Source organism: Limimaricola litoreus, assembly GCF_024159025.1.
Lineage (GTDB): Bacteria > Pseudomonadota > Alphaproteobacteria > Rhodobacterales > Rhodobacteraceae > Limimaricola > Limimaricola litoreus.
Map to the genome: position 1 here is coordinate 60,826 of NZ_JAMYXC010000210.1, position 24,272 is coordinate 85,097.

General features: G+C 67.3%; 23 protein-coding genes. 13 read left to right on the forward strand and 10 right to left on the reverse strand.

Annotation, left to right across the window (positions count from 1 at the left end; translation table 11 throughout):
* The first annotated feature begins 33 nt into the window (after nt 1-33).
* The 8 genes from NHG85_RS13685 (at nt 34) to NHG85_RS13720 (ending at nt 8,882) form a co-directional block, all read left to right on the forward strand.
* Entirely contained in the window at nt 34-1,620 is a 1,587-nt protein-coding gene (locus tag NHG85_RS13685; protein WP_253333278.1) for an AMP-binding protein, read from the forward strand.
* The gene (locus tag NHG85_RS13690; RefSeq protein ID WP_253333280.1) at nt 1,617-2,663 is read left to right on the forward strand and encodes a phosphotransferase family protein; all 1,047 of its coding nucleotides are present in this window, start codon (nt 1,617-1,619) and stop codon (nt 2,661-2,663) included. The genes NHG85_RS13685 and NHG85_RS13690 overlap by 4 nt, the downstream gene beginning before the upstream one ends.
* 23 nt (nt 2,664-2,686) lie before the next feature.
* Nucleotides 2,687-3,220: a TRAP transporter small permease subunit gene (locus NHG85_RS13695; RefSeq protein WP_253333282.1), complete on the forward strand. Its 534-nt coding sequence runs from the start codon at nt 2,687-2,689 to the stop codon at nt 3,218-3,220.
* The gene (locus NHG85_RS13700) at nt 3,217-4,524 is read left to right on the forward strand and encodes a TRAP transporter large permease (RefSeq protein ID WP_253333284.1); all 1,308 of its coding nucleotides are present in this window, start codon (nt 3,217-3,219) and stop codon (nt 4,522-4,524) included. Before NHG85_RS13695 ends, NHG85_RS13700 begins: the two co-directional genes overlap by 4 nt.
* Nucleotides 4,525-4,597: 73 nt before the next feature.
* Nucleotides 4,598-5,650 (forward strand): TRAP transporter substrate-binding protein DctP, encoded by a 1,053-nt coding sequence (dctP, locus tag NHG85_RS13705; RefSeq protein WP_253333286.1) that lies wholly within the window; start codon nt 4,598-4,600, stop codon nt 5,648-5,650.
* Between the two features lie 127 nt (nt 5,651-5,777).
* Nucleotides 5,778-6,767: an NAD(P)H-quinone oxidoreductase gene (locus NHG85_RS13710; RefSeq protein WP_253333288.1), complete on the forward strand. Its 990-nt coding sequence runs from the start codon at nt 5,778-5,780 to the stop codon at nt 6,765-6,767.
* A gap of 13 nt (nt 6,768-6,780) precedes the next feature.
* A complete protein-coding gene (locus NHG85_RS13715; RefSeq protein WP_253333290.1) occupies nt 6,781-7,788 on the forward strand; it encodes an alpha/beta hydrolase in 1,008 nt (335 codons plus the stop codon).
* Nucleotides 7,788-8,882 (forward strand): 3-hydroxyacyl-CoA dehydrogenase family protein, encoded by a 1,095-nt coding sequence (locus NHG85_RS13720; RefSeq protein ID WP_253333292.1) that lies wholly within the window; start codon nt 7,788-7,790, stop codon nt 8,880-8,882. The genes NHG85_RS13715 and NHG85_RS13720 overlap by 1 nt, the downstream gene beginning before the upstream one ends.
* Nucleotides 8,883-9,066: 184 nt before the next feature.
* Here the strand turns inward: NHG85_RS13720 and NHG85_RS13725 are convergent, their stop codons facing one another.
* The gene (locus NHG85_RS13725) at nt 9,067-10,068 is read right to left on the reverse strand and encodes an IS30 family transposase (protein WP_253333294.1); all 1,002 of its coding nucleotides are present in this window, start codon (nt 10,066-10,068) and stop codon (nt 9,067-9,069) included.
* 293 nt (nt 10,069-10,361) lie between these two features.
* On the opposite strand from NHG85_RS13725, the gene fdxA reads away from it, so the two are divergent.
* The 4 genes from fdxA (at nt 10,362) to NHG85_RS13745 (ending at nt 13,554) form a co-directional block, all read left to right on the forward strand.
* A complete protein-coding gene (fdxA, locus tag NHG85_RS13730) occupies nt 10,362-10,703 on the forward strand; it encodes a ferredoxin (RefSeq protein ID WP_253333297.1) in 342 nt (113 codons plus the stop codon).
* Nucleotides 10,704-10,710: 7 nt separating this feature from the next.
* A complete protein-coding gene (locus NHG85_RS13735) occupies nt 10,711-11,598 on the forward strand; it encodes a dihydrodipicolinate synthase family protein (protein WP_253333298.1) in 888 nt (295 codons plus the stop codon).
* 32 nt (nt 11,599-11,630) lie between these two features.
* A complete protein-coding gene (locus tag NHG85_RS13740; protein ID WP_253333300.1) occupies nt 11,631-13,085 on the forward strand; it encodes an aldehyde dehydrogenase family protein in 1,455 nt (484 codons plus the stop codon).
* Nucleotides 13,086-13,245: 160 nt separating this feature from the next.
* On the forward strand, nt 13,246-13,554 hold the full coding sequence (locus NHG85_RS13745) for a putative quinol monooxygenase (protein ID WP_253333302.1): 309 nt from the start codon (nt 13,246-13,248) through the stop codon (nt 13,552-13,554).
* Here NHG85_RS13745 and NHG85_RS13750 read toward each other — a convergent pair.
* Genes NHG85_RS13750 through NHG85_RS13785 form a run of 8 tightly spaced genes read right to left on the reverse strand, consistent with a single transcriptional unit; the run spans nt 13,539 to nt 21,857 of the window.
* Entirely contained in the window at nt 13,539-14,927 is a 1,389-nt protein-coding gene (locus NHG85_RS13750) for an amidohydrolase family protein (protein ID WP_253333304.1), read from the reverse strand. The two genes, NHG85_RS13745 and NHG85_RS13750, sit on opposite strands and share 16 nt — an antisense overlap.
* The gene (locus NHG85_RS13755) at nt 14,924-15,862 is read right to left on the reverse strand and encodes a LysR family transcriptional regulator (protein WP_253333306.1); all 939 of its coding nucleotides are present in this window, start codon (nt 15,860-15,862) and stop codon (nt 14,924-14,926) included. Before NHG85_RS13755 ends, NHG85_RS13750 begins: the two co-directional genes overlap by 4 nt.
* Before the next feature lie 15 nt (nt 15,863-15,877).
* Nucleotides 15,878-16,651 (reverse strand): enoyl-CoA hydratase-related protein, encoded by a 774-nt coding sequence (locus tag NHG85_RS13760; RefSeq protein ID WP_253333308.1) that lies wholly within the window; start codon nt 16,649-16,651, stop codon nt 15,878-15,880.
* A complete protein-coding gene (locus tag NHG85_RS13765; protein ID WP_253333310.1) occupies nt 16,648-17,808 on the reverse strand; it encodes a CaiB/BaiF CoA transferase family protein in 1,161 nt (386 codons plus the stop codon). The genes NHG85_RS13760 and NHG85_RS13765 overlap by 4 nt, the downstream gene beginning before the upstream one ends.
* Nucleotides 17,808-19,169 carry an FAD-dependent oxidoreductase gene (locus NHG85_RS13770; RefSeq protein WP_253333312.1) on the reverse strand — a complete coding sequence of 454 codons (1,362 nt, stop codon included), beginning with the start codon at nt 19,167-19,169 and terminating at the stop codon, nt 17,808-17,810. The genes NHG85_RS13765 and NHG85_RS13770 overlap by 1 nt, the downstream gene beginning before the upstream one ends.
* A 33-nt stretch (nt 19,170-19,202) precedes the next feature.
* Entirely contained in the window at nt 19,203-20,018 is an 816-nt protein-coding gene (locus tag NHG85_RS13775; RefSeq protein ID WP_253333314.1) for an ABC transporter permease, read from the reverse strand.
* A gap of 1 nt (nt 20,019) precedes the next feature.
* Nucleotides 20,020-20,823: an ABC transporter ATP-binding protein gene (locus NHG85_RS13780; protein ID WP_253333316.1), complete on the reverse strand. Its 804-nt coding sequence runs from the start codon at nt 20,821-20,823 to the stop codon at nt 20,020-20,022.
* On the reverse strand, nt 20,823-21,857 hold the full coding sequence (locus NHG85_RS13785) for an ABC transporter substrate-binding protein (RefSeq protein WP_253333318.1): 1,035 nt from the start codon (nt 21,855-21,857) through the stop codon (nt 20,823-20,825). The genes NHG85_RS13780 and NHG85_RS13785 overlap by 1 nt, the downstream gene beginning before the upstream one ends.
* A gap of 365 nt (nt 21,858-22,222) precedes the next feature.
* On the opposite strand from NHG85_RS13785, the gene NHG85_RS13790 reads away from it, so the two are divergent.
* Nucleotides 22,223-23,395 (forward strand): amidohydrolase, encoded by a 1,173-nt coding sequence (locus tag NHG85_RS13790; RefSeq protein ID WP_253333319.1) that lies wholly within the window; start codon nt 22,223-22,225, stop codon nt 23,393-23,395.
* 27 nt (nt 23,396-23,422) lie between these two features.
* Here NHG85_RS13790 and NHG85_RS13795 read toward each other — a convergent pair.
* Nucleotides 23,423-24,272 (reverse strand): helix-turn-helix domain-containing protein (locus tag NHG85_RS13795; protein ID WP_253333321.1); only part of this gene is annotated, 850 nt, incomplete at its 5' end.

Sequence of the window (24,272 nt, forward strand, 5' to 3'; positions counted from 1 at the left end):
GGTGAAACATCAAGGCATGAGGAGGTGCCGAACATGTTCGAGGATCTGCATCTTGCGGCCCGCGCCGCCAATTTCCGGCCCCTGACGCCGCTTGATCTGCTGGACCGCACGATCGAGGTGCATGGCGGACGTCCCGCCGTGGCATGGCACGACCACAGCTGGACCTATGTGGAGTTCGGCGCGCTGGTCGCGCGCATGGCCGACTGGCTGCGCGCACAGGGCGTGGGGCGGGGTGACGTGGTCTCGGTCATGCTGACCAACCGGCCCGAGATGCTGGCCGCGCATTTCGCGGTGCCGGCGCTGGGTGCGGTGCTCAATACGCTCAACACGCGGCTCTCGGCAGAGGAGATCGCCTATATTCTCGACCATGCCGGCAGCAAGCTCGTGCTGTGCGAGACACGGACCGCCGGAGCGCTTGCAGATGCGGCCGTGCCGGTCACCCGGCTCTGCGACGTGCCGGGCGAAGCCTCGGCAGGTGGAAGCGGCCTCGATCTCTTCGACGGTCCGGTGCCGGCGCTCGACTGGTCGGGCAATGTCTCGTCCGAGACCCAAGCCATCTCACTCAATTACACATCGGGCACGACGGGCCGCCCAAAGGGGGTGATCTGCACCCACCGCGGCGCCTATCTCAACGCGGTCGGCAACGTCATGTCGTTGGGCTACACCACAGCGACCAGCTACCTCTGGACGCTGCCGATGTTCCACTGCAACGGCTGGTGCCACATCTGGGGCGTCACCGCCGCCGGCGGCCTGCATGTCTGTCTGGAGCAGGTCGAGCCGGCACCGATCCTCGATCTCATCGACCGACACCGCGTCAGCCACATGTGCTGTGCGCCGGTGGTTCTTTACATGCTCCTCGACCACGACGGGGCCGCGCCTGCGCACCGGGTCAAGGTGATGACCGGCGGCGCCGCCCCCACACCCAGCCTGCTGGCGGGGATGGAGGAGCGCGGCTTCGACCTCGTGCATGGCTACGGTCTGACCGAAAGCTACGGTCCGGCCACGTTCAATGATCCCGGTGCGGACGCGCCCGGCACCATCGAGGCCCGCGCGGCGCTGCTGGCGCGGCAGGGCTACCGCCATTCCACCACCGGCGGCATCGCCGTTGTCGACGAGACGGGCAAGGAAGTGCCCCGCGACGGCATCACCGAGGGCGAGATCGTGCTGCGCGGCAACACGGTGATGGCCGGGTATTTCCGCGACGCCGAGGCGACCGAAGCCAGTTTCGCGGGCGGTCACCTGCACACCGGCGATCTGGCCGTGCGCCACCCCGACGGCCAGATAGAGATCCGCGACCGGGCCAAGGATGTGGTCATCTCGGGCGGCGAGAACATCTCGAGCATCGAGGTCGAGACCGTGCTCCACAAACATCCCGACGTGCTGCTGGCCGCCGTGGTCGCCGTGCCGCACGACAAGTGGGGCGAGACGCCTTGGGCATTTGTCGAGCCGCGCAGGGGCGCGAGCCTGACCGAGGCCGATCTCGAAGCCTTCTGCCGCGAACATCTGTCGGGCTTCAAACGGCCGCGCCGCTTCGTCTTCGGCGAGCTGCCTAAGACCGCGACCGGCAAAATCCAGAAATTCCTGTTGCGGGAGACCGCCAAGACGATGGTGACCCAATGAGCGATCTTGATGCTGCGGCGCTGCGCGATTGGCTGAGCCGCCAGTTTCCCGATGCTGGCGGCCCTGACGCCGTGCTGGCCTTCGAGCCGATTAGCGGCGGCCAGTCGAACCCCACTTATTTCGTGACCTGGGGTCCGCGGCGGCTGGTGCTCCGGCGCAAGCCGGCGGGGGCGATCCTGCCCGGCGCCCACGCCATCGAGCGGGAGTTTCGTGTGCTCCGCGCGCTGGAGGGAACCAACGTGCCCGTTCCCCGCGCATTGGTGCTTGAAGAGGATGCCGGGGTTCTGGGCACGCCCTTCTACGTGATGGAGCGGCTCGAGGGGCGCGTCTTCTCGGACTGTGCGTTGCCCGGGCTGAGCCCCGAGGAGCGGCGGGCGATGTACCTGTCCATGGCCGAGACGCTGGCGCGGCTTCATGCGCTGCGTCCCGACGAGGTGGGCCTGGACGATTACGGCCGGCCCGGCGGTTATTTCGAGCGGCAACTGCGTCGCTGGAGCAAGCAATATGCCGACTCGCCCGGTCCGCGCATCCCCGCGCTCGACCGGATGATGGACTGGCTACCCGCCAACATGCCCGCCGATGACGGTGCGGTTTCCATCGCCCATGGTGATTTCCGGCTGGGCAACATGATGTTCCACCCCACCGAGCCGCGGGTCGTTGCGGTGCTCGACTGGGAGCTGTCGACTCTCGGCCATCCGCTGGCGGATTTGGGCTTCTGCGTCATGCCCTGGCAGACCGCGCCGGACGAATACGGCGGCATTCTGGGCCTCGACCATGCGGCGCTCGGCATTCCCTCGCGCGAGGAGTTCGTGGCTCATTACCACGCCCATGCCCGCCAGACGGCGGAACTCACCCGCTTCCATATGGCCTTCGCGCTCTTTCGCTTCGCGGTGATCTTCGTGGGCATCGCCGACCGCGCCGGGGCGGGCAACGCCGCCTCGAACGAGGCGGCAGAGCTGGGCCCGCTGGCCGAGCGCTTCGCCATCCGCGCCCTGCAGGCGGCCGGTCTCGATCCGTCGGACGAGGCAGATCCGAGCCGATAGGCCAAGACCCGAAAGGTCGTGACATGACACTGCTCAGACGTATCGAAAGTCTCAATGTGCTGATCGGCAAGGCGGTGTCCTTCCTGATCTGGATCGGCATCGTCGTTCTGTGCTGGGAGGTGGTCGCCCGCTATGTCTTCGGCGCGCCCACGATCTGGGCGCATGGCTACACCCAGCGCATCTTTGGCGCCTATTTCGTGATGGTGGGCGCCTATACGCTCATCCGCCGCAACCATGTCCGTGTCGACCTGCTGCTGGGCACCCGCTCGCCGCGGTTCAACGCCTTTCTCGATCTGGTCAACTGCGCCTTCCTCATCATCTGGGGCGTCGTCCTGGTCTGGGAGGGCTTCTGGCTGTTCGAGGACGCCTGGCGCTACAACGAGCTGGATGACAGCGTGCTGCGCCACCCCATGTGGCCGATCAAGCTGTCGCTGTTCCTCGGCGCCCTGCTCATCACCGTCCAAGGGGTGATCGAGGCGGTCCGCGCGCTGGTGCTGATCGTCAATCCCGATGCCGACATCCGTTCTGCCGAAGCGCAGAGGAGTGAAATTCTATGAGCGCTGAAATCCTCACGATCGGCATGTTCGGAATGGTGCTGGTCGCCATCCTGTGCGGCGTATCGCTGGCCTTTGCGATGGGCGGCACCGCCGTCATCTTCGGCCTGCTGACCTTCGGCGGCTCCGGCATGTATTCGATCGTCACGACGATGTTCGGCTCCATGTGGTCGATCCTGCTGTCGGCGATCCCGCTGTTCGTCTTCATCGGCGTGGCGCTGGCACGCTCGAAGATCGCGCATGATCTCTATCATGCCTTCTACCTGTGGTCGGGCCGCACCAACGGCGGCCTGCTGCTGGGCACGGCAGGGTTCGCCGCAACGCTTTCGGCGATGACCGGAAGCTGCGCCGCCTCGACCATGACGACCGGCCTCGTCGGGATCCCGGCGATGGACAAACGCGGCTACGACCGCTCCTTCGTACTGGGCACCATCGGCGCCTCGGGAACTCTGGGCATCCTCATCCCGCCGTCGATCACGCTGATCGTCATCGGCATGCAGACCGGCCAGTCCGTCGGTCGGCTGTTCCTGGGCGGCCTCGTTTCGGGGCTGCTGCTGCTGGGCTTCTTCCTCGCCTATGTGGCGATCCGCAGCTACATGCGGCCCGAGCTGGCCCCGGGCGCCGCCGAAGTGGCCCCGCTGTCCGAACGGCTGCGCGCCCTTCGCTCGGTCTTCCTGCCGCTGATCATCATCCTGTCGGTGTTGATCTCGATCTTCGCCGGCATTGCCACCCCGACCGAGGCCGCCGCCGTCGGTGCCGCCGCCGTGGTCATCTCGGTCGCGATCCGGCGCGAGCTGAACTGGAGCTACATCAAGGACGTCAGCTACGAGACCGCCGCGATGACCGGAATGGTGATCTGGATCGTCTTCGGCGCCAGCGCCTTCATCGCCGTCTACGGCGGAGCGGGGGGCACGGTCTTCATGCAGAACTTCCTGCGCGATCTCGACGTGTCGCCGATGATGATGATCGTGATCCTGCAGGCCGTGACGCTGGTGCTGGGCATGTTCCTCGACCCCATCGGGATCATCCTGCTGATGCTGCCGATCTTCTTTCCCATCGTGGTCGAACTCGGCTTCGATCCGATCTGGTTTTGTATCCTGTTCCAGCTGAACCTGTGCATCGGATACATCTCACCGCCCTTCGGCTACAACCTGTTCTACCTCAAGATCCTGAGCCCGGAGACGCCGATCAGCGCGATCTACCGCTCGATCACCCCCTTCTTCCTGCTCATGCTTCTCACCGGGGCGCTGATCTTCCTGTTCCCGCAGATCATCACCAGTTTCACCGATCTTCCGAAGCGGCTCTGACCCGCTTCGGCAGCCGCCGCCCCGCAGGAGGAGTTATGCGGAGCGGTCCCTTAACGTTAGTGGAGGACCAAACATGACCTTGAACAAGCAGTCGCTTTCCCGGCGAAACCTTCTGACCGCAGGTGCGGCAGCGGGTGTCGGCTCGGTTCTGGCCGCGCCCGCGGCCATCGCCCAAGGCAAGACCACCTGGCGGATGCAGACCCACTGGCCCACGGGAAACTGGTACTACGAGGACGTCTTCGTCAACTTCGCCAACCGCATGACCGAGGCCACCGGCGGCGAGCTGACCATCGAACCCGTCCAGAACGACGGCATCGTGCCCACCGGCGAAGTGCTGAACGCGGTCCGCCGCGGTCTGCTGGAAAGCGCCTTCATCTACCCGTCTTACTGGATGGGCCGGATCCCCGTCGCGGGCCACCTCAACGGCAACATCGGCACCTTCGGCAGCCACGAAGAGATGCACATGTTCATGTACGAAATGGGCGCGCTGGACATTATCCGCGAGGCCTATGCCGAGCAGGGCATCTATCAGGCGGGCCCCGTCTCCTACGCTGGTCTGGCGCTTTACTCCAACCGCCCGCTGGTGACCAAGGAAGACTTTGCCGGCTGGCGGGTGCGCTCCACGGGCACCGCCGCGATGGTGCTCGAGAAAATGGGCGCCTCGCCCGTGTCGATCCCGGGCGGCGAGCTTTACCAGGCACTGCAAACCGGCGTCGTCGAGGGGGCGCACTGGGGCTCGATCTCGACCGGCTGGGGCATGAACTTCCAGGAAGTGACCAAGTACATCGTCCAGCCCGATCTGGTGAGCCAGCTGAACGGCGAGGTCATGGTCGGCATGGAGCCGTGGAACGCCATAGGCGACGATCTGAAGGCGACCTTCAACGAGGTCGTCCGTGCCACCAGCGCCGATGCCAGCGCTCACTTCCTGCATCAGGACCTCGTGCGCAAGGACGAGTTCGTCAATGAGCTCGGTGGCGAGATCACCAATCTCGAGCCCGCCGTGGTCGAGGAGCTTCGCGTCAAGTCGATGGAAGTGGTCGACGAGTTCGCCGAGCGTGATCCCGACTACTCGGGCCGCGTGGCCGAGTTGCTGCACGAATTCATGCGTCTGACCGGCAAGGCCTGATCCGACAAGGCGGGGGCCCATCGCGGGCCTCTGACCACCTTCCCGTCATGTCGCCCTCCGGGCGATGCGCGAAGCCGGGTTTTCATACCGACGCCCGGGCAGATGCCCCAAACGCCGAGGCTCAACGATGCAACTTCCCGAGACCATGCGCGTGGTCGAGATCTCCGAATACGGTGCGCCCGAGGTGCTCAAACCCGCCACCCAGCCCGTTCCGCAGCCCGGTCCGGGGCAGATCCTGATACGCCTCAGCCATGCCGGTGTGAACCGTCCCGACGCGTTGCAGCGCGCGGGCAACTACGCGCCTCCCCCCGGTGCCTCGCCTCTTCCCGGGCTCGAAGGCGCGGGCCATGTGGCCGCTTTGGGCAAGGGCGTGACCCGCTGGCAGGTGGGTAACGCGGTGACCGCGTTGCTGCCCGGCGGCGGTTACGCGGAATATGCCTTGACCCATGCCGACCACGCCCTGCCGGTGCCCGAGGGCCTGTCGATGGAGCAGGCCGCTGCACTTTGCGAGACCTATTATACGGTCTGGACCAACGTCTTCATGCGCGGCGGCCTGCAGGCGGGGGAGCGGTTTCTCGTCCATGGTGGCTCGTCGGGGATCGGCACGACCGCCATCCAGCTTGCCGCGCTGCGCGGCGCACGGGTCTTCTCCACAGCCGGATCGCCCGCGAAATGCGAGACTTGCAAAACGCTGGGCGCGGAACGCGCCATCAACTACCGCGACGAGGATTACGTCGAGGTCATGAAGGCCGAAGGCGGTGCGCAACTCATCCTCGACATGGTGGGCGGCCCCTATGTGGCGCGCAACCTCAATGCCTTGGCAAATGACGGGCGCCTGGTGCAAATCGCCTTCCTGCAGGGTGCCGAGGTGCAGTTCAACATGACCCAGGTGATGACCCGGCGGCTGACGATCACCGGCTCGACCCTGCGGCCCCAGAGCGATGCGGCGAAGGCCGGGATCGCCGAGGCGCTGCTGAAGGAGGTCTGGCCGCATCTGGAGGCGGGTCGTATCGCGCCGGTGATGGACTCGGTCTACCCGCTGGAACAGGCCGCCGAGGCCCATGCGCGGATGGAAACCTCCGAGCATATCGGCAAGATTGTCTTGCAGGTGGCCTGACGCCATGCCCGCCTTGGCCGCAACCGCTGACTCCGGCCCGCCGCAAAGCCATTGGCTGACCGCACCGGACGATCCCGGCCTTCGCCTGCACCTTGCGGCGCGCGGCGACTCGGCGGAGCGTCCGCCGGTGCTGTTCGTGCATGGCGCTACCTTTTCGGGGCGGATGTTCGATATCGACGCGGGCGGTGTCAGCTGGCTCCGGGCCGTCGCGGCAGCGGGTTTCGCCGCCTATGCGCTGGACCTGCGCGGCTATGGCCGTTCGGGCGATGCCGACTGGCGGGCGCGGGCCTTCGCCGATGGCGCGGGCCCGGCCTGCACCGGGCCGGAAGCCATCGCCGATATCGGCGCTGCCATGGATTTCATCACCTGTCGTCACAGACGGCCCGCCGCGCTGGTCGGCTGGTCCTGGGGCAGCACGACCTGCGCGCGCTACGCCGCCGGGGCGGGGCGCGACATGGTCGGGGCGCTTGCGCTCTATGCCCCCATCTTTGCCGAGCGCAACGAGGCATGGCTGGCCGAGCTTGCCGATCCCGAAATGCCCGGACAATGCCGTCCGCTCGGCGCCTACAGGCGGATCAGCGCCGAGGACATGCGCCGCCGCTGGGACACGCAGCTTCCCCCTGGCGCCGACGACTGGCGCGAGGAGACGGTACTGCAGGAGCTGGCACGCGTCAGCCTTCTGGACGATCCCACCGCCCGGACCGTGACGCCGTCGGCCTTTTGCGTGCCCAACGGCACGCTGATCGATCTGTGGGAGTGTTTCAGCGGAAGGCCGATCTACAATCCCGGCAGGATCGATTGCCCCGTGCTGCTCATCCGGGGCACGCAGGATCCGACGTCGACCCGCAGCGACATGCTGGCGCTTTTCGACCGGCTGGGCACGGCCGAGAAACAGTATCTCGAGATCGGCAATGGAACGCATTTCATCAACGCAGAGCGGCGCGCCCCCGCGCTCTTCTCGGCGGTGCACGCGTTCCTGCATCGGCACGCACGCGCCGCAAAATCAACAGGAGAGCCTTGATGGAGATTAACACCATCGCCGTCATCGGCGCCGGAACCATGGGCGGCGGGATCACGATCTCCTGCCTCGCCGCTGGGCTGCCGGTCACCACGATCGACACTGACCAGATGACGCTGGCAACGTTGAAGACGCGCGTGGCGCGCTTCTTCGACCGGGCGGTAGAGAAGGATTGGATGAGCGCCCGGCAGGCGCAGGAGGCCCGGGCACTGCTCACGACTTCTACCGATATCACGGCTGCCGGTCAGGCGGATCTGGTGATCGAGGCGGTGTTCGAGGAGCTCGTCATCAAGCAGGCGCTCTTCGACAAGCTCGTGCCGATCATGAAACCAGACGCGATACTGGCTACGAACACCAGCGCGCTGCGGGTGGACGCGCTTGCCGACAGCTTGCCCGCGCCGGAACGGTTCGTAGGGCTGCACTATTTCAGCCCGGCAGAGATCAACCCGCTGACTGAGCTGGTGCGCGGCCCCCGCAGTGGCACAGAGGCGCTGGACGCCGCCCGGGTCCTTCTGAAGCGGACAAACCGTGTGGTGCTGGAATGCCGCGACGCCAGCGGCTTCGTAGTCAACCGCTTCTTTTGCCCCTACACGAACGAGGCAGTGCGCTGCCTGCAGGACGGGCTGGGCACGACCGGACAGATCGACGGCATTGCGCGGGAGAACTTCGCGCTGCCGCTGGGCCCCTTCGCCGTGATGAACATCATCAAACCTCGCATCAACCTGAGCGCGCTGCGCAACTTGGCACCGCTGGGCGCCTTCTATGCACCGGCCAGGCAGATGGTGCGCATGGGCGAGGCCGATGAGTTCTGGCAGATCGAAGAGACCCCTGCTCCCTTCTCGAACGAGGCAGAGCGCATGATCGCCGACAGGCTGCGCGGTGCGCTCTTCCTGCCTGTGCTTGAGGCATCGGCCGAGGGTGTCGCTGCGCCCGATGCCTTCGATACCGGCGCGGAGCAGGCACTGCGCTTCGGCAACCCGCCGGTGATGCAGATGCGTGCCCTGGGCCGCACGCGGGTGGAGGCGCTGATCGCACCGTATCTGGCTGCCTATGGCGCTGAGATGCCCGCAGCAGGGCTGGAGCGCGTCTTCGGCTGAGCGCAGCCGCAAGGGAAATGGCCGCCGCCGCATGTGGCGGCAGTTCTCGGAAATGTTGCTCAAAGCAGCCTCGGGCATGACTGCTCCGATTCCTGCATCTAAAGACCGGCGGCCCCGCCGAGCGGGGTGCTGACGGTGAGCGATACTTGAACCGCGACTCCGCGATGGTTTGAGGGTAGGGCGCTCACGCCCTCTTCTCCAGCATCTTCGCCCGGAACACTTCTGCGGGGGTCTTCCATCCGAGGCATTTGCGAGGCGTGGCGTTCAGCTGGTCGCAGATTTCGCGGATGTCGTGGTCCGAGAGTTGGCCGATGTCGCGCTCCCGGGGCAACCAGCGGCGGGCACGGCGGTTGGTGTTCTCGACCGTACCTTTCTGCCATGGCGTGGAAGGGTCGCAGAACCAGCTGCTCGTGCCGATCTCGGCCTGGAGATGCGGCCACGAGACAAACTCGGTGCCACGGTCGAAGGTGATCGATCTGCGCGCCGGCTGGGGAAGCGCACGGATCGCGGCGATGACCTTGTCCATGACGGGGCGGGTCCGCTTGTCGGCGTTCTTCAGCAGCACGGTGAACCGGCTGACGCGCTCGACGAGCGAGGTCACGTTGGCGGAGCCAAACCGCTGACGAAACAACATCAAATCCGCTTCCCAATGGCCGAATTGCGAACGCTGCGCCACCGCCTCGGGCCGGAACAGGATGCTGACATCGCGATGGAATTTCGGCGCACGACGCTTGCGGGCGCGTCTTGGACGCCGGGCCTTGCGATGGGTCGGCAGATACCACCACAGCTCTTCGCGCATGCCTTCCTTGGCGTAGATGTAGCGGTAGATGGTTTCCTGGCAGACCCGTAGCGGCGCGCGCTCGATGCGCATCCGGCCGGCGATCTGTTCCGGGGTCCAGCCGTCCTTGATCCGATCGACGACTTGGTCACGCAGCTGCGGATGCCGGATCAGCTTGCGCTGGCGGGCACGGCGGTCACTGGTCCTCAGCTGCGCGGCCATTGCGAAATAGCCCACGACCTCGGGCATGCAGGGATCCTGGAAATGATTGCGCCTGAGCTCGCGGAAAATGGTCGAGCGATGCCGGCGCAACACCCGCGCCATCTCATTCACAGACACTCTGGCATGGCGCCAGCGCTCGATCTTGCGGCGTTCCTCGAGCGTCAGCTGCGCGTAGACACGTCCCATACTGGAAAACTCCTGCTTGATAGGGTATTGTTTTCAAACAAAAGTCGCAGTTGGAAGTAGCGCGCGCCCGGCACCACAATTAGCACGCGTAAGGTAAATTATGTAATATATTATGGGGGGGGGGGGATCACTACACCGACCCGTTCACCGATAACTCAGTTAACCACTCCTGATCGGCTTTGACCAAGCCCGCCAATTGCCAATTCGGCAACGACCCACTCGGAAATCTGCTCTTTATTGGATCGCAGCTGCGATCGATAGTCGCCCCATGACCACAAGGAGCGACCAGCCCGATGGCCTATGTGATCGCGGAGCCCTGCATCGACATCAAGGATGGCGCCTGCACGCTCGCCTGCCCGGCCGACTGCATCTACGAGGGCGGGCGGATGTTCTACATCCATCCCGAGGAATGCATCAATTGCGGGCTGTGCCTGTCGATCTGCCCGGTGGACGCGATCCACTATGACGAGGAGCTGCCCGAGGAGGCCCGGCCCTTCGCCGCCATCAACCGCGAGTTCTTCGGCGCGGAGGTCTCCGGTCTCGGCGATCCCGGCGGCTGGGACAAGTCCGTCTCGGTCAAGGCCGATCACCCGCTGGTCGCCGCCCGCCCCAAATCCGAACGCCAGATTGCCTGAGGTGCAGATGACCCCCAACCGACCGCGCGGCGTCATCGCCGCCATCGCCACCGCCCTGACCGATGAGGGCCGCCCCGATCCCGCGCCGATGCTGCGCCACGCGCGCTGGCTTCTGGACAACGGCTGCGACGCGCTCAACCTCCTGGGCACCACCGGCGAGGCCAGCTCCCTGCCCGCCGCCGACCGGATGGAGCTGATGACCGCGCTGGCGGGGGAAATATCGCCCACCCGGATGATGGTCGGCACCGGCTGCCCGGACCTCGCCACCACCGTCGCGCTCACGCGCCACGCCGCCGATCTCGGCTTTGCCGGGGCGCTGGTGCTGCCACCTTACTATTACAAGGGCGTGGACGACGCCGGGCTCTATGCCTTTTTCAAAGGGCTGATCGAGGCCACGGCGGACAGGCCGATCCCGATCTACCTCTACAATTTCCCGCAGATGACCGGCCTGCGCTTCGATCCCGGCTTCGCGGCCTGGCTCAAGGCGAGCTTTCCCGACCGCATCGCCGGGGCCAAGGACAGCTCGGGCGATCTCGACTATGCCGCCGAGCTGGCGCGGATCCCGGGCTTCGACGTGTTCCCCAGCGACGAATCCGCGCTGGCACAAGTGCCTGCGCGCGGTTTCGCAGGCTGCATCTCGGCCACCGTCAACCTCACCGCGCCACTGGCGCAACGGCTCTGGGCCGAGCCTTCGGATGCCGCCCTTGCCGAAGACCTGGGCCGCCATCGCCGCGCCATCGCGGCGACGCCGCTCATCCCCAGCGTCAAGGCGCTGGTGGCGCGGCTGCATGATGCGCCGGGCTATGCCCGCGTGCTCCCGCCGCTCGCCCCGCTCTCGACAGATCAGGCGCAGGCCCTTCCCGCCCTGCCGTCGCATGCCGCCGAGCCGGCCTGAGCGATACAATCCCAGAACGACAGGACAGACAGATGAAGATGAACGACGTGACCAAGCAGCACCGCAACCTGATCGCGGGCGAATGGGTCGAGAGCGCGGATGTCAACGAGAACCGCAACCCGGCCAACACCGACGAGATCGTGGGCCTTTATGCCCGCGCCTCCAAGGATGACGCCGCGCGCGCCATTGCCGCGGCGCGCGCGGCCTTTCCGGCCTGGAGCAAATCCGGCCCGCAACAGCGCCACGACCTGCTGAAGAAGGTCTCCGACACCATCGCCGCGCGCGCCGAGGAGCTGGGCGAACTTCTGGCCCGCGAGGAAGGCAAGACCTTCGCCGAAGCCAAGGGCGAGGTGATGCGCGCCTCCCAGGTCTTCGGCTTTTTCGCGGGCGAGACGCTGCGCCAGACCGGTGACGCGATAGACAGCGTGCGCCCCGGCGTCGAGGTCATGGTGCAGCGCGAGGCGCTCGGTGTGATCGGCCTCATCACCCCGTGGAACTTCCCCATCGCGATCCCGGCGTGGAAGATCGCCCCGGCGCTGGCCTTCGGCAATTGCGTGGTGATCAAGCCTGCCGATCTCACCCCGGGCTGCGCCTGGGCGCTGGCCGAGATCATCCACGAGGCGGGCGCGCCCGAGGGCGTGTTCAACCTCGTCATGGGGCGCGGCTCGGAGATCGGTGCCGAGATCCTCGACAGCCCCGAGGTCGATGCGGTGAGCTTCACCGGCTCGGTCGAGACCGGGCGCATGGTCGCGGAAAAATGCGTGGCGCAGATGAAGAAGGTGCAGCTCGAGATGGGCGGCAAGAACCCCCTCGTGGTGCTCGACGACGCCGATCTCGACACGGCGGTGAACTGCGCGCTCAACGGCGCCTTCTTCTCGACCGGCCAGCGCTGCACCGCCTCGTCGCGGCTGATCGTGACGGCGGGCATCCACGACCGCTTCGTCGCAGCGCTGACCGAAAAGCTCAACTCGCTCAAGGTCGGCGACCCGATGGACGGCTTGGTCCATATCGGCCCGGTGGTCGATGAGAGCCAGCTGGAGCAGAACAGGCGCTACGTGAAGATCGGCCAGGAGGAAGGCGCCACGCTGGTCTGCGGCGGTGAGGTGATCGAGGGCGCGACCCCCGGCCACTTCATGACGCCCGCGCTATTCACCGGCACCACCAACGAGATGCGCATCAACCGCGAGGAGATCTTCGGTCCGGTCGCCACGGTGATCAAGGTGGCCGATTACGACGAAGCGCTGCGCCTGGCCAATGACACGGATTTCGGCCTCTCCGCCGGCATCTGCACCACCAATCTCGGCCATGCCGCACATTTCCGCCGCAATGCCGAAGCGGGCATGGTGATGGTCAACCTTCCGACCGCGGGCGTCGATTACCACACCCCCTTCGGCGGGCGCAAAGGATCGAGCTACGGCCCGCGCGAGCAGGGGCAATACGCGCGCGAATTCTACACCACGGTCAAGACCACCTATATCCAGGCCTGACCCGGAAACGGCGCCACCCCCTCCTCCCGGTGGCTCCCGGCGCGCGTCCGCTCCCCCGCGGCGCGCGCCTCTTTTCGTGCCGGGGTCAGGCTGACCGCGTGCTATGCTGGCGGGATCGGGCCGCGCCCCCCCGTGGCCCCCTTGGAGGGAGGTTTCGGACATGATCATGCGGATATTCGAGGTGGTGACCCGGCCCGGCAAGGAGGCCGAGTTCGCGCGGTTCTTTCACGACACGGCGATCCCGCTCATGCGGGCCACGAAGGGTCTCGTGCAGGTGCTTCCGGGAGCCGCGCGGTCCGAGAGCCCGCGCGAGTTTGCCTTCGTGATGATCTGGCGCGATCTCGACGCGCTCAAGGCCTTTGCCGGTGAGGATTACACGCAGCCGCATGTCGACGCGGCCGAGGCGGCGCTGGTCGAGCACCGAAGCATTCGTCACTATGATCTCGTGGCGGATCAGTCGGCGGCGTAATGCGCGCGCGTCAGCGCCGCGATCCGCGCCACCTCGCCGCGCAGCGCGTTGATCCGGGGTCGGTCGGCGCGGGCTTGCGCCAGGAGTTCGGTCAGCGCCGCATCGAAATCCACGCCGGTCGGCGCGCCGTCGCGCAGCACCAGCCGGCCATCCACCACCAGATCTCGCACATGGTGCGCGCTTGCCCGCGCCAGCAGCCGCGCGCCCGGCGCCTCGTCGGGCCAGAGCGCCTCGGCGCAAAGCCCGGCCCAGTCGATCGTAACGACATCCGCTCCGCGCGGCATCGCGCCGATCTCGGCATTGATGCCGCAGGCGGCGTCGAACACCGCCGCCACCGGCATCTCCGTCTCCAGCCCCCGCCCGGCCTGCAGAAGGCCGAAGAGCCGCATCTCGGCCCAGATGTCCTGCGCGTCGTCGAAGCCGGTGCCATCGAGGCCGATGCCGGTCGCCATGCGCGCGCGCACCGCGCCGGGTAGGATGCCTGAACGCAGCCGCAGGTTGGCCGAGGGGTTCGAGGCGAGCCGCACGCCGCGCGCGGCCAGCAGCTCCGCCTCGGCTTCGGTGAGCTGCACGCCATGCGCCACGGTGAGGCGCGGCGAGAGGAAGCCGATCGCGTCGAGATGCGCCACCACTCCGCCCGGGAAACGCCGGTCGAGCCAGCCGCGCTGGCGCGGGCTTTCGAGAAGGTGCATGTGGATGCGCCGGTCGTGGCGCGCGGAGGCTTCGGCCACCGCCTCCAGCATCGCGTCCGAGCACCATTGCGGCCCGATGGGCCCGAGCTGCACGTCGGCCATCGGCCCGGCATGGCGGCGGGCGATCTCCTCGACGGCGGCGATCTGTTCGGCGATCGGGGCGTAGCGCGGGAGGAGCCCGTCGAGCCAGCCGGCATCCGCCGCGCCGAGCGTCCGCCGGTAGGCCTCTGCGCCGCCATAGACCATGGGCGAGGCATCAAGCAGCGGGCAGCTCAGCGCGAGGCGTATCCCGACATCGCGCGCCGCGCGCACCACCTCGCCCGCCTCCTCGACAAGGCGGTCGGCATTGAACGAATTGTGGCAATGCACCGTGCCCGCGCAGCCCGAGCGCGCCAGCCGCGCAAAGGCGACCAGCGCTTCGAGATAGGGATCGGTGCGCGGCCTGAGCCGCAGCCCGGCGATCCACGGCTCGAGTGCGTCGTCATTCGCGCCGAAATCGAGCGTTCGGATGCCGTAGCCGTGGTCATGCCCGTTGATCGGCGCGGGCAGCGCTATCAACCCGGTGCCACCCTGCCCCGGCGCGGCGCGCGGGTCCGGATCGAAGGACATGCGTCGCGGCCCCTCGGGCGCGCCATGCCCCGGACGTGGCCACCAGCGATCGACATCGAGTACGGGGCTCACGCCCCTTCCAACGCATTGAGCTTGCGCATCCAGGGCGCGTCGCGCAGCGCTTCGAGCCCCTCGGTCAGCTGCGCGACAAGCGCCTCCGCGGCGGGTGTGAGCTTGCGGCGGCGCGGGACGAGCAGACCCAGTTCCAGCCCGCCGAGCCGCGTGCCCTCGAGCGGCACCGCGACGATGCTGCCCTCGGCCAGCTCGCGCACCATGCCGAGCGGCGTGTAGAAGGCGACGCCGTCGCCATCGAGGATGAGCGGCTTGAGCATCATCAGGTTGTTGGACGCGGCGAGCACGCGCCCCGTCCGGTTGAGCACCGACAGCTCCATCTCGATCAGCGAGCGGATCGGCGCGGTGTCGAGCTGCAACAGAAGGTTGTAGCTGGCGCAATCGCTCAGCGTGACCGAGCGCCGCTCGGCCAGCGGATGATCCGCCGCGACCATCGCCATCAGCGGCATCGGGATCGGAGAGACGAAGACGGTATCCTCGGGTCGGGCGAGGCTGAAGGTGATGCCGAGATCGGCCTCCCCTTCGGCGACCATGGTGGTGACGGTGCCATGCGCCCCGGTGCGCACGCGAAAATCCACCTTGGGATGGGTCTTGTGAAACTTGCCCACCTGCTCGGGCAGGAAGCTCACCAGCAGGCTGTCGAGCGAAGCGATCGAGACGGTGCCGGTCTTTTCGCCCCTGAGCGCGCCAAGTTCGCCTTTCAACACCTCGAAATCATTTAGAGTTTGGTCAGCATGGGTCAGCAGCGTCCTGCCGGCCTGGGTCAGCCGCAGCCCGCCGGGCAACCGCTCGAAAAGCGGCGTACCGAGCTCCTCCTCGACCTTCTGGATCTGGCGGCTGATCGCGGAGGAGGCGACATGCAGCTGCTCGGACGCCGCGCGGATCGAGCCCGCGCGAGCCACCACCGTGAAGTAGCGCAGGAAGGCAGCATGCATGTCGTCACTCCGGTCTCAGGCACCCTGCCAGACGGGGGCCCGTTTTTCGAGAAAGGCGCGAACGCCCTCGTCAGCATCCGCACTTTTCAGGGCTTTCACAACCGCAGGAAGCTTCATCGCCTGCGCCTCTCGCGGCGAGAGATGGCCGGTGCGATTGACGACCTGCTTGATCGCGCGCAGCGACAGCGGCGCCGAGGCGGCGATGTCCTCGATCCAGCGATCGGTGACGGCATGGAGCTCGCCCGCGCCCGCCACCTCGTTCACGAGGCCGAAGCGCTCCATCGTCGCGGCATCGATCCGCCTTCCTGCGAGCATCACCCCCATGGCGAGGTTGTGCGGGATCTTGCGCTGCAGCATGACCATGCCGCCATCGAGCGGCATCCGCCCCACCCGCGCCTCGGGCAGGCCGAACTTCGCGGTCTCGGCGGCCAGCACGATATCGGCGCCAAGCACCATCTCGAAGCCGCCGCCGAGCGCGTAGCCGTTGACCCGCGCGATCACCGGCACGTCGAGCGAGCGGCGGAAGGAAATGCCACCAAAGCCGTTGGGGCGCGGCGCGGCCCAGTACTCCAGCCCCGAAAGCGAGCCGTCCTTCATGTCCGCGCCGACGGAAAAGGCCTTTTCCCCCGCCCCGGTGAGGACCGCGACGGAGATGTCGTCGCGCTCCTCGATGTCGCACCAGATCCGCTCCAGTGCGGCCTCGGTCTTCTGATCGATGGCGTTCATTACCTCGGGCCGGTCGATGGTGACGCGGGCGACGCGGTCGCGGACCTCGTAATGGACGCTCATGCCACCTGCGCCTTCTTCGGGGCGAACCCGGAGAGGATCTCGCCATTGTGCTCGCCGAGCTGCGGCGGGCCCTGGCGCACCGAGAGTGGTGCGGCCGACATGTCGATCGGGCTGCCGACGAGACGGATCTTGCCCGCGGGCGTCTCGCCCGCTTCGATCACCATGTTGTTCACGATCGTCTGCTCGTCATCGAGCGCCTCGGCCAAGGTGCGCACCGGCGCGCAGAGGATGTCGACCTCCTCCAGCCGCGCGAGCCAGTGCTCGCGGCTGTTCCTGGCGAACTCGCGCTTGAAGATCGCCTGCAGCTCGGCGCGATGCGCGGCCTGCGCGTCGAAGTCGCGGAATCGCTCTTCCTGCGACAGGTCCTCGATCCCCAGCGCGTTGCAGATATCGCGCAGCGGGTTTTCCTTGAAGGCGCCGACCATGACGAAGGGCTCGGTCGTGGTCTCGAACACGCCGGTGAGCGGGAAGGCCCCCCAGTTGAGGTCGCGGCCCCGCATCATGTGGGCGGCGGCCTCCTGCATCTGCATCGCCAGCATCGAGGAGTAGAGGCTCACCGCCACCTGTTGGCCTTCGCCGGTCTTCTGGCGCTGCAGGATGGCCAACAGCACGCCTTGGACGAGATGCATGCCGGCGGTGTAGTCGCACAGCGCGGTCGAGAAGATCGCGCGCGGCAGCTCGGGGTCCGAGCGGCGCTCCATCACGCCGCTCATCGCTTGGGCGAGGATGTCCTGCCCGCCCTTGTGCTTGTTGGGGCCTTCGAGACCGAAGCCGGTGCCCACGGCGAAGATGATGCCGGGATTGCGGGCCTTGAGGTCATCAAAGCCCATGCCCATCCGCTCCATCACGCCGGGGCGGAAGTTGTTGACCACGACATCGGCGGTGTCGATCAGCTCCAGCACCTGCGCGCGGGCCTCTTCGGATTTGAGGTTGAGCGCGAGGCTCTTCTTGTTGCGGTTGAGCGAGCAGAAGATCGGGTTGTTGAGCCCGTCCGGGTCGGCGCCCAGAGACCAGCGCGACAGGTCGCCGATCTTTTCCTTTTCGACCTTGATCACCTCCGCGCCGTAATCGGCGAGCACCTGGGTGCAGGAGGGTCCGAGCATCACCTGGGTGAAATCGATCACCTTGATGCCTTCGAGGGGGAGAGGTTGGGTCATTATTCTGCGGCCTCCATGACGAGGGCGTTGGACGAGGGCACGTCGCCGGGGTCGGCACCCTGCGCGCGCATCTGTTTCTGGATCGCTTTGACGTCGGCCTCGCGCACGGTGACGCCGGCGTTGAGCGCGACGGTCGCGGCGACGCCCACGGCCTCGCCTTGCGCCATGCAGGGCGGGATCTCGCGGCTCTTCTTCTGGGCCTGCGGGGTGCAGGAGTAGTGACGGCCTGCGACCAGAAGGTTGTCGACGTCCCTGGGCACCAGCGCGCCATAGGGCGTGTAGTAGTCGCGGCCCCGGCAGACGGTGTCGGCGAAGTGGCGGCGCTTCATCACGTCGTCCTTGGTGACGACGTATTCGCCTTCGAGCAGCCGCGTGGTGCGCACGCCGGTCTGCGGCGCGAAATCGACCACATGGGCCTTCTCGAAGCCCGGCAGGTTCTCGCGGGCGAAGGTCATCAGCCGCTCCATCCGCTTGCGGCCCTCGAACTCGGCGCCGGTGAGGCCCTCGACCGAGAGGCCGCTGTATTGCGGCATGTGCGGGCAGTTGAGCCAGACCACGCCCGGCAGCGGCGTCTTGAGCCACCAGTAGTTCCAGCAGCCTCCGATGATCCGCTTGGCCTCGTGGTCGAGACGCTGGAACTCCTCGGGGTTGGCGTATTGCCAGGCCTCGGCCTTGTCGGTGTCGACGTTGCCCCAGCGCGACACGGTGGTGACGATGAAGCTCGCCTCCTGGAACTTTGCGCCCGCCGAGGCCGCGACGTCGAGATCGCCCGAGGCGTCGATGATCACGTCGCCCATGATCGCCTGTCGGCCTTCCTTGGTCTCGCAGATCACGCCCTTGGCCACGCCGTCCTCGACGATGGTCTCGGAGAACCAGCTGTGCAGGCGCAGCTTGACCTTGGCGTCCTCCATCAGGTCATACGAGACCTTCTTGTAGCCGTCGGGGTCGAAGGCCGCGGCGAAGCAGACCGGGTGCGGCATCGACTGGGTATGGAAGTCGAACATCCCCCAGCGCGAATACTTCTTCCAGTTCTCCTGCGTCTCGCGGCGGCCGGGCATCCGGTCTTCCTCGGGGGGCGTGTGGCACAGGCCGATGGAGCGCATCCGCTCGATCATCTCCATGCAGATGCCGGTCACCGTGATCTCGGTGTCGTTGTGCATGTCGTCGAGCAGCAGCACCATGCCGCCCGCGGCGAGGCCGCCGAGATAGGGGTAGCGTTCAAGCAGCGTGACAGAGGCGCCGTTGCGGGCGGCGGAGACGGCGGCCGAGATCCCGGCGGGGCCACCGCCGACGACGACGACATCGGAGCGGTCGACCACGGGCACGTCGCGCAGACTCTCCCTGATGGTTTCGTTCAGCATCTTGATTCTCCTAGATAATCTGTTGCGCGGCGGTCAGTGGACGTCAGAGGTCTTCCAGCGGATGAAGCGGGATTCCGCAAAGCTCACGAGGGCGAACATCACCACGGCGAGGAAGGCCGCGGTAAAGACGGTCGCGTAGAGGAGCGGCGAGCGGAAGTTGAAGGTCGCTTCGATGATCAGCGCGCCGAGGCCGAAGTTGGAGCCGATCCACTCGGCCACGATGGCGCCGATGACGCAGGTGGTAGAGGCGATCTTGAGCGCGGCGAAAAGGAAGGGCAGAGAGCTTTGCAGCCGGACCTTCCAGAAGATCTCCCAGTTCGAGGCCGACAGCACCCGCATCAGGTCGAGCGTGGCGGGCGAGACCGCTTTCAGGCCGCGCACCATGTTCACCAGCGTCGGGAAGAAGCAGATCAGACCTGCGATGATGATCTTGGGCGCGAAGCCGTTGCCGAAGATCAGCACGAGCACGGGCGCCAACGCGATGATCGGGATGGTGTTGATGAACACCGCGATCGGGAAGAAGGCGCGCTCGGCGGTGGAATTGTGCACGAACCAGACCGCCAGCGCGATCGCCACGAGGTTGCCCGCGACGAAGCCGAGCGCCGCCTCGAAGAAGGTGGGCCAGAAGTTGAGCCACAGCGTGCCCGCATTTTCCTGGAACGCGTTCAGCACGGCGATCGGGCTCGGGGCCATGTATTCCGGCACCTCGAAGAACCACACCACGCCCTGCCACAGCAGCAAGAGCCCCGCCACGGCGGCGAGCGCGGGCCCGCGCGCGATGACGGCGTCGAACATCCGGTTCATGCGCGGTGCCGGCACCGGCATCGGGATTTGGCTTGCCTCGGCCATCTCAGCATTCCTCCAGCAGTTGGCGCAGATGCGCGGTGATCCGGACGAACTCCAGCGTGTCGCGATCCGCCAGCCGCCGCTCGGGCGGCAGCTCGACCTTCATGAATTCCTTTACCCGGCCCGGGTGGGCGGCGAGCATCAGCACGTATTCCCCGAGGAAGGCCGCCTCGGGGATCGAGTGGGTGACGAAGAGGATCGTCGTCCCCGTCTCGCGCCAGATCCTCAGCACCTCTTCGTTGAGCTTGTCGCGGGTGATCTCGTCGAGCGCGCCGAAGGGCTCGTCCATCAGCAGGATCTTGGGCTTGGTCACCAGCGCCCGGGCGATGGCGACGCGCTGGCGCATGCCGCCCGAAAGCTCGTGCGGCAGCGCGTCCTCGCGGCCCTTCAGGCCGACGAGCTCCAGCAGGTCGCGCGGATCGGCATGGGCATCACCGCCGTCGCCCACCTCGAGGGGAAGCTGAACGTTTTCCAGCGCGGTGCGCCACGGCAGCAGCGTCGCATCCTGGAACACGTAGGAAAAATTCCGGTTGCGCCGGGCGTCACGCGGGTTCTGGCCCTGCACGTCGATCACGCCGCGCGCGGCAGGCACGAGATCGGCGATGGCGCGCATCAGCGTGGACTTGCCGCAGCCCGAGGGGCCGAGGATGGTGACGAAGGCGCCTTGCGGGATATCGACCGAGACGTCCTTGAGCGCGACAACCGTGCCCTCGGCGAAAGTGACATCGACATTCTCGACCCGGATCGCGCCGGGGTCGGGGGTGGCAGCGGGGTTCCCCGCTGCCGTGTGAAGCTCTGCCGCGGCCATCACGAGACCTCTTTGCGCGCGTCTGCGGTCATCTCGAGGATCTTGAGCGTCATCACCTCGTCGACCGTCGGCGCATCGCCGTCGAACTGGCCCAGATCGGCATAGGCGGCGAGCTGCGCCTCCCATTTCTCGCGGTTCATCGTGCCCCAGCCGCTGTCGGCCGTGTCCTCGGTGAAGACGAAGTCGAGCACCTGATCGACCGCGCGCAGCTCGGCCTCGCGGCTCATGTTCGGATAGGCTTTGACAAGCAGGTCGACCGCCTCCTCGGGGTTCTCGCGGACATGGTGCCAACCGCGCGCCGTGGCGCGGGTGAAGCCCGCGAGCGCCTCCGCGTCATTCTCGATCGTCTTGTCGGTGGCGTAGTAGACGGTGGCATAAAGCTGGATGCCCGCGTCCCAGAGCATCAGATCGACCCGCTCCTCGCCCAGCACGTCGAGCGCCGCGGTGTTGGTCAGCCAGCCGGTGACGGCGGCGGCCTGGCCCGTCATCAGCTGGTTCATGTCCGAGCCCATGTTGACGATCTCGACGTCATCCTCGGAGAGGTCGTTGGCCGCCAGCAGCGCCTTCAACAGGATATGCGCGGTGGGCTGGGTGGCGATGGTCTGGCCGACCATGTCCTTGGGCTCGCGGATCGGATTGTCGGGCAGCGAGAAATAGGTGAACGGGTGCTTCTGGTAGCCCGCGGCGAAGGCCTTGATCGGGATGCCCGCGGCGCGCGCCAGCATGACCGAAGGGCTCGACGAGATCTGCCCCACCTCGGCACGGCCCGCCGCGACGGAGCCCACGCCATCGACGTTCGGGCCCCCCGGCGTGATCTTCAGCTCGAGCCCCTCTTCTTCGTAGAATCCCTTGGCCTGCGCCACGACCTCTCCCAGAAGCCCGTTCGAGGCGAGCCATCCAAGCTGCATCTCGACCGTTTTCAGCCCGGCGGCAGAGGCCGGCCCGACCCCGATGACGGCAGGCAGCCCGGCGGCGGCGGCCATGCCCCCGGCGTATTGCAGAAACCGGCGCTTGGTGACTCTCGTATTCGGCATTGTGACCTCTCCCTGTTTCGATTGCCGCCGCCCCTCCCGACGCCGGCCATCTGGAGGATGATGCGGGGGCCTTGCATTCCAATAAAGAACAAATTTTGCGCTGCGCCGATCTAATTTCGGCAATGGCATCGACTGGTTCTGCCGAGGGTAGTGCTCGCCCCGTAGGTCATGGGTGGTCCTATGATGCCGCGAGCACCGGATGCGCGGCATGGCCCCCCGGTCCGGTCCCCTGCCTGGCGATGCGTGCCGATCAGCAGGCTGGGGAGAGCCACCTCGAACACCTCTGCCCAGCCGACGCGCCGCGGGTTGCGCAGCCATTTGAGCGCCTGCACCATGGGTCGGACCGCAGGCGCGAGGAGTGAGCCATGACCGTGAACGACACGCCCCGGCTCGACGCCGCTGCCCTGGCCGATCTGACCGCGTGGCGGCGCGCGCTGCACAGGCAACCGGAGCTGTCGGGACAGGAGGCCGCGACGGCGGCGCGCGTCGCGGAACGGCTGGAGAGGACGCGCCCCGATGCGCTGCTGACCGGTCTCGGCGGCCACGGGGTCGCCGCCGTCTATGAGGGCGCAGCGTCCGGCCCCACCCTTCTGTTGCGCTGCGAGCTCGACGCGCTGCCGATCGAGGAGACGGGCACGCCGGACTGGCGCTCGACCGTGCCGGGCAAGGGCCATCTGTGCGGCCATGACGGGCATATGGCGATCCTCGCGGGCATGGCCGAACTGCTGGGGCGGCATCGTCCCTGCCGTGGCCGCGCGGTGCTTTTGTTCCAACCCTCTGAAGAGGACGGCCAAGGCGCGGCCGCGGTGATCGCCGATCCGGCCTTTGCGCGGATCGCGCCGGACTGGGCCTTTGCGCTGCACAACATGCCGGGCTTGCCGCTGGGCCATGCGGCGCTGCGGTCCGGCCCGGCGGCCTGTGCCTCGCGGGGGATGCGGATCGCGCTCACGGGGCGGACCGCCCATGCTTCGCAGCCCGAGACAGGGCGCTCGCCCATGGCGGCGATCAGCGCGCTGATGCCGGCGCTGACCGCGCTTGGCGCGGGCGGCATCGAAGATCCGGAGTTTGCTCTCGTCACGGTCACCCATGCCCGGATGGGCGCGCCCGCCTTCGGCATCGCGCCGGGCGAGGCCGAGCTCTTCGTCACGCTGCGCAGCCTGACGGATGCGCGGATGGCCGGGCTGGTCGAGCAGGCCGAGGCGCTGGCGCGGCAGGCGGCGGAGCACCACGGCCTCGGGCTTGCGATCACGCATCATGACGTGTTTCGCCATTGCGAAAACGACGCGGAGGCCGTGGCCCGTCTCGCCGCCGCACTGGAGGCCGAGGCCGTGCCGCACGGCCCACGGGGGCAGCCGATGCGCGCCTCCGAGGATTTCGGCCGCTTCGCGGATGGGGCGAAGGCGGCGCTCATGCTGCTGGGTGCGGGGCGGGATCGGCCCGATCTGCACAACCCGGATTACGACTTTCCCGACGCGCTGATCGAGACCGGGCTGCGCTGCTTCGCGCGGCTGACCGGGGATATGCTGGGGTATGGGTAAGAAACCGCCCCGCCGCGGCGCGGCGGCTTACTCCAGCCGGTAGGGCAGGTCCTGCCTGTGATCGGCGTCGATCTTCAACCGGCCTTCGAGCGGCGGCACCGCGCGCTGGTGGCAGTTCGTGCGCTCGCAGATCCGGCAGGAGATGCCGATGGGCTCGAAAGCCTCGGCGGATTCGAGGTCCATGTGGTCGGCATAGACCAGCTCACGCGCGTGACGCACCTCGCAGCCCAGACCGATCGCGAAGCGCCGCACCGGCGCGCCCCAGGCCCCGCCGCCGCCGCTGATGTCGCGCGCCAGCGACAGATAGCGCACCCCGTCCGGCGTCTCGGCGAGCTGGCGCAACCACCGCGTCGGCGTCTCGAAGGCCTGATGCACGTTCCACAGCGGGCAGGCGCCGCCGTAGCGCGCGAATTGCAGCTGTGTCGCGGAATGGCGCTTGGTCACCGTGCCCGCTTGATCGACCCGCACGAACCAGAAGGGCACGCCGCGCGCGCCGGGGCGCTGCAGCGTCGAAAGCCGGTGCGCCACCTGTTCGAGGCTGGCCCCGAAGCGTTCGGCCAGCAGTTCGAGGTCATGCCGCGTCTTCTGCGCGGCATCGAGGAAAGCGGTGTAAGGCATCAGCGCCGCGCCCGCGAAATAGTTGGCCAGACCGATCCGCGCAATGTCGCGCGCGGGGCCGGGCTCGAACCGCCCCAGATCGAGCGTGGCCTCGATCAGCTGGCTGTGCTCGGTCAGCGCGAGCTGCACCAGAAGCTGGAACCGCCGCGTGGCGCGCGGCGCGCGAGACGACAGGGTCAGGGTCCGGCTTTCGGCGTCGAAGCGGCGCAATGGCCCTTCGGCCTCTTCGCGCAGCGTGATGCCGCGCGCCTCGATCGCC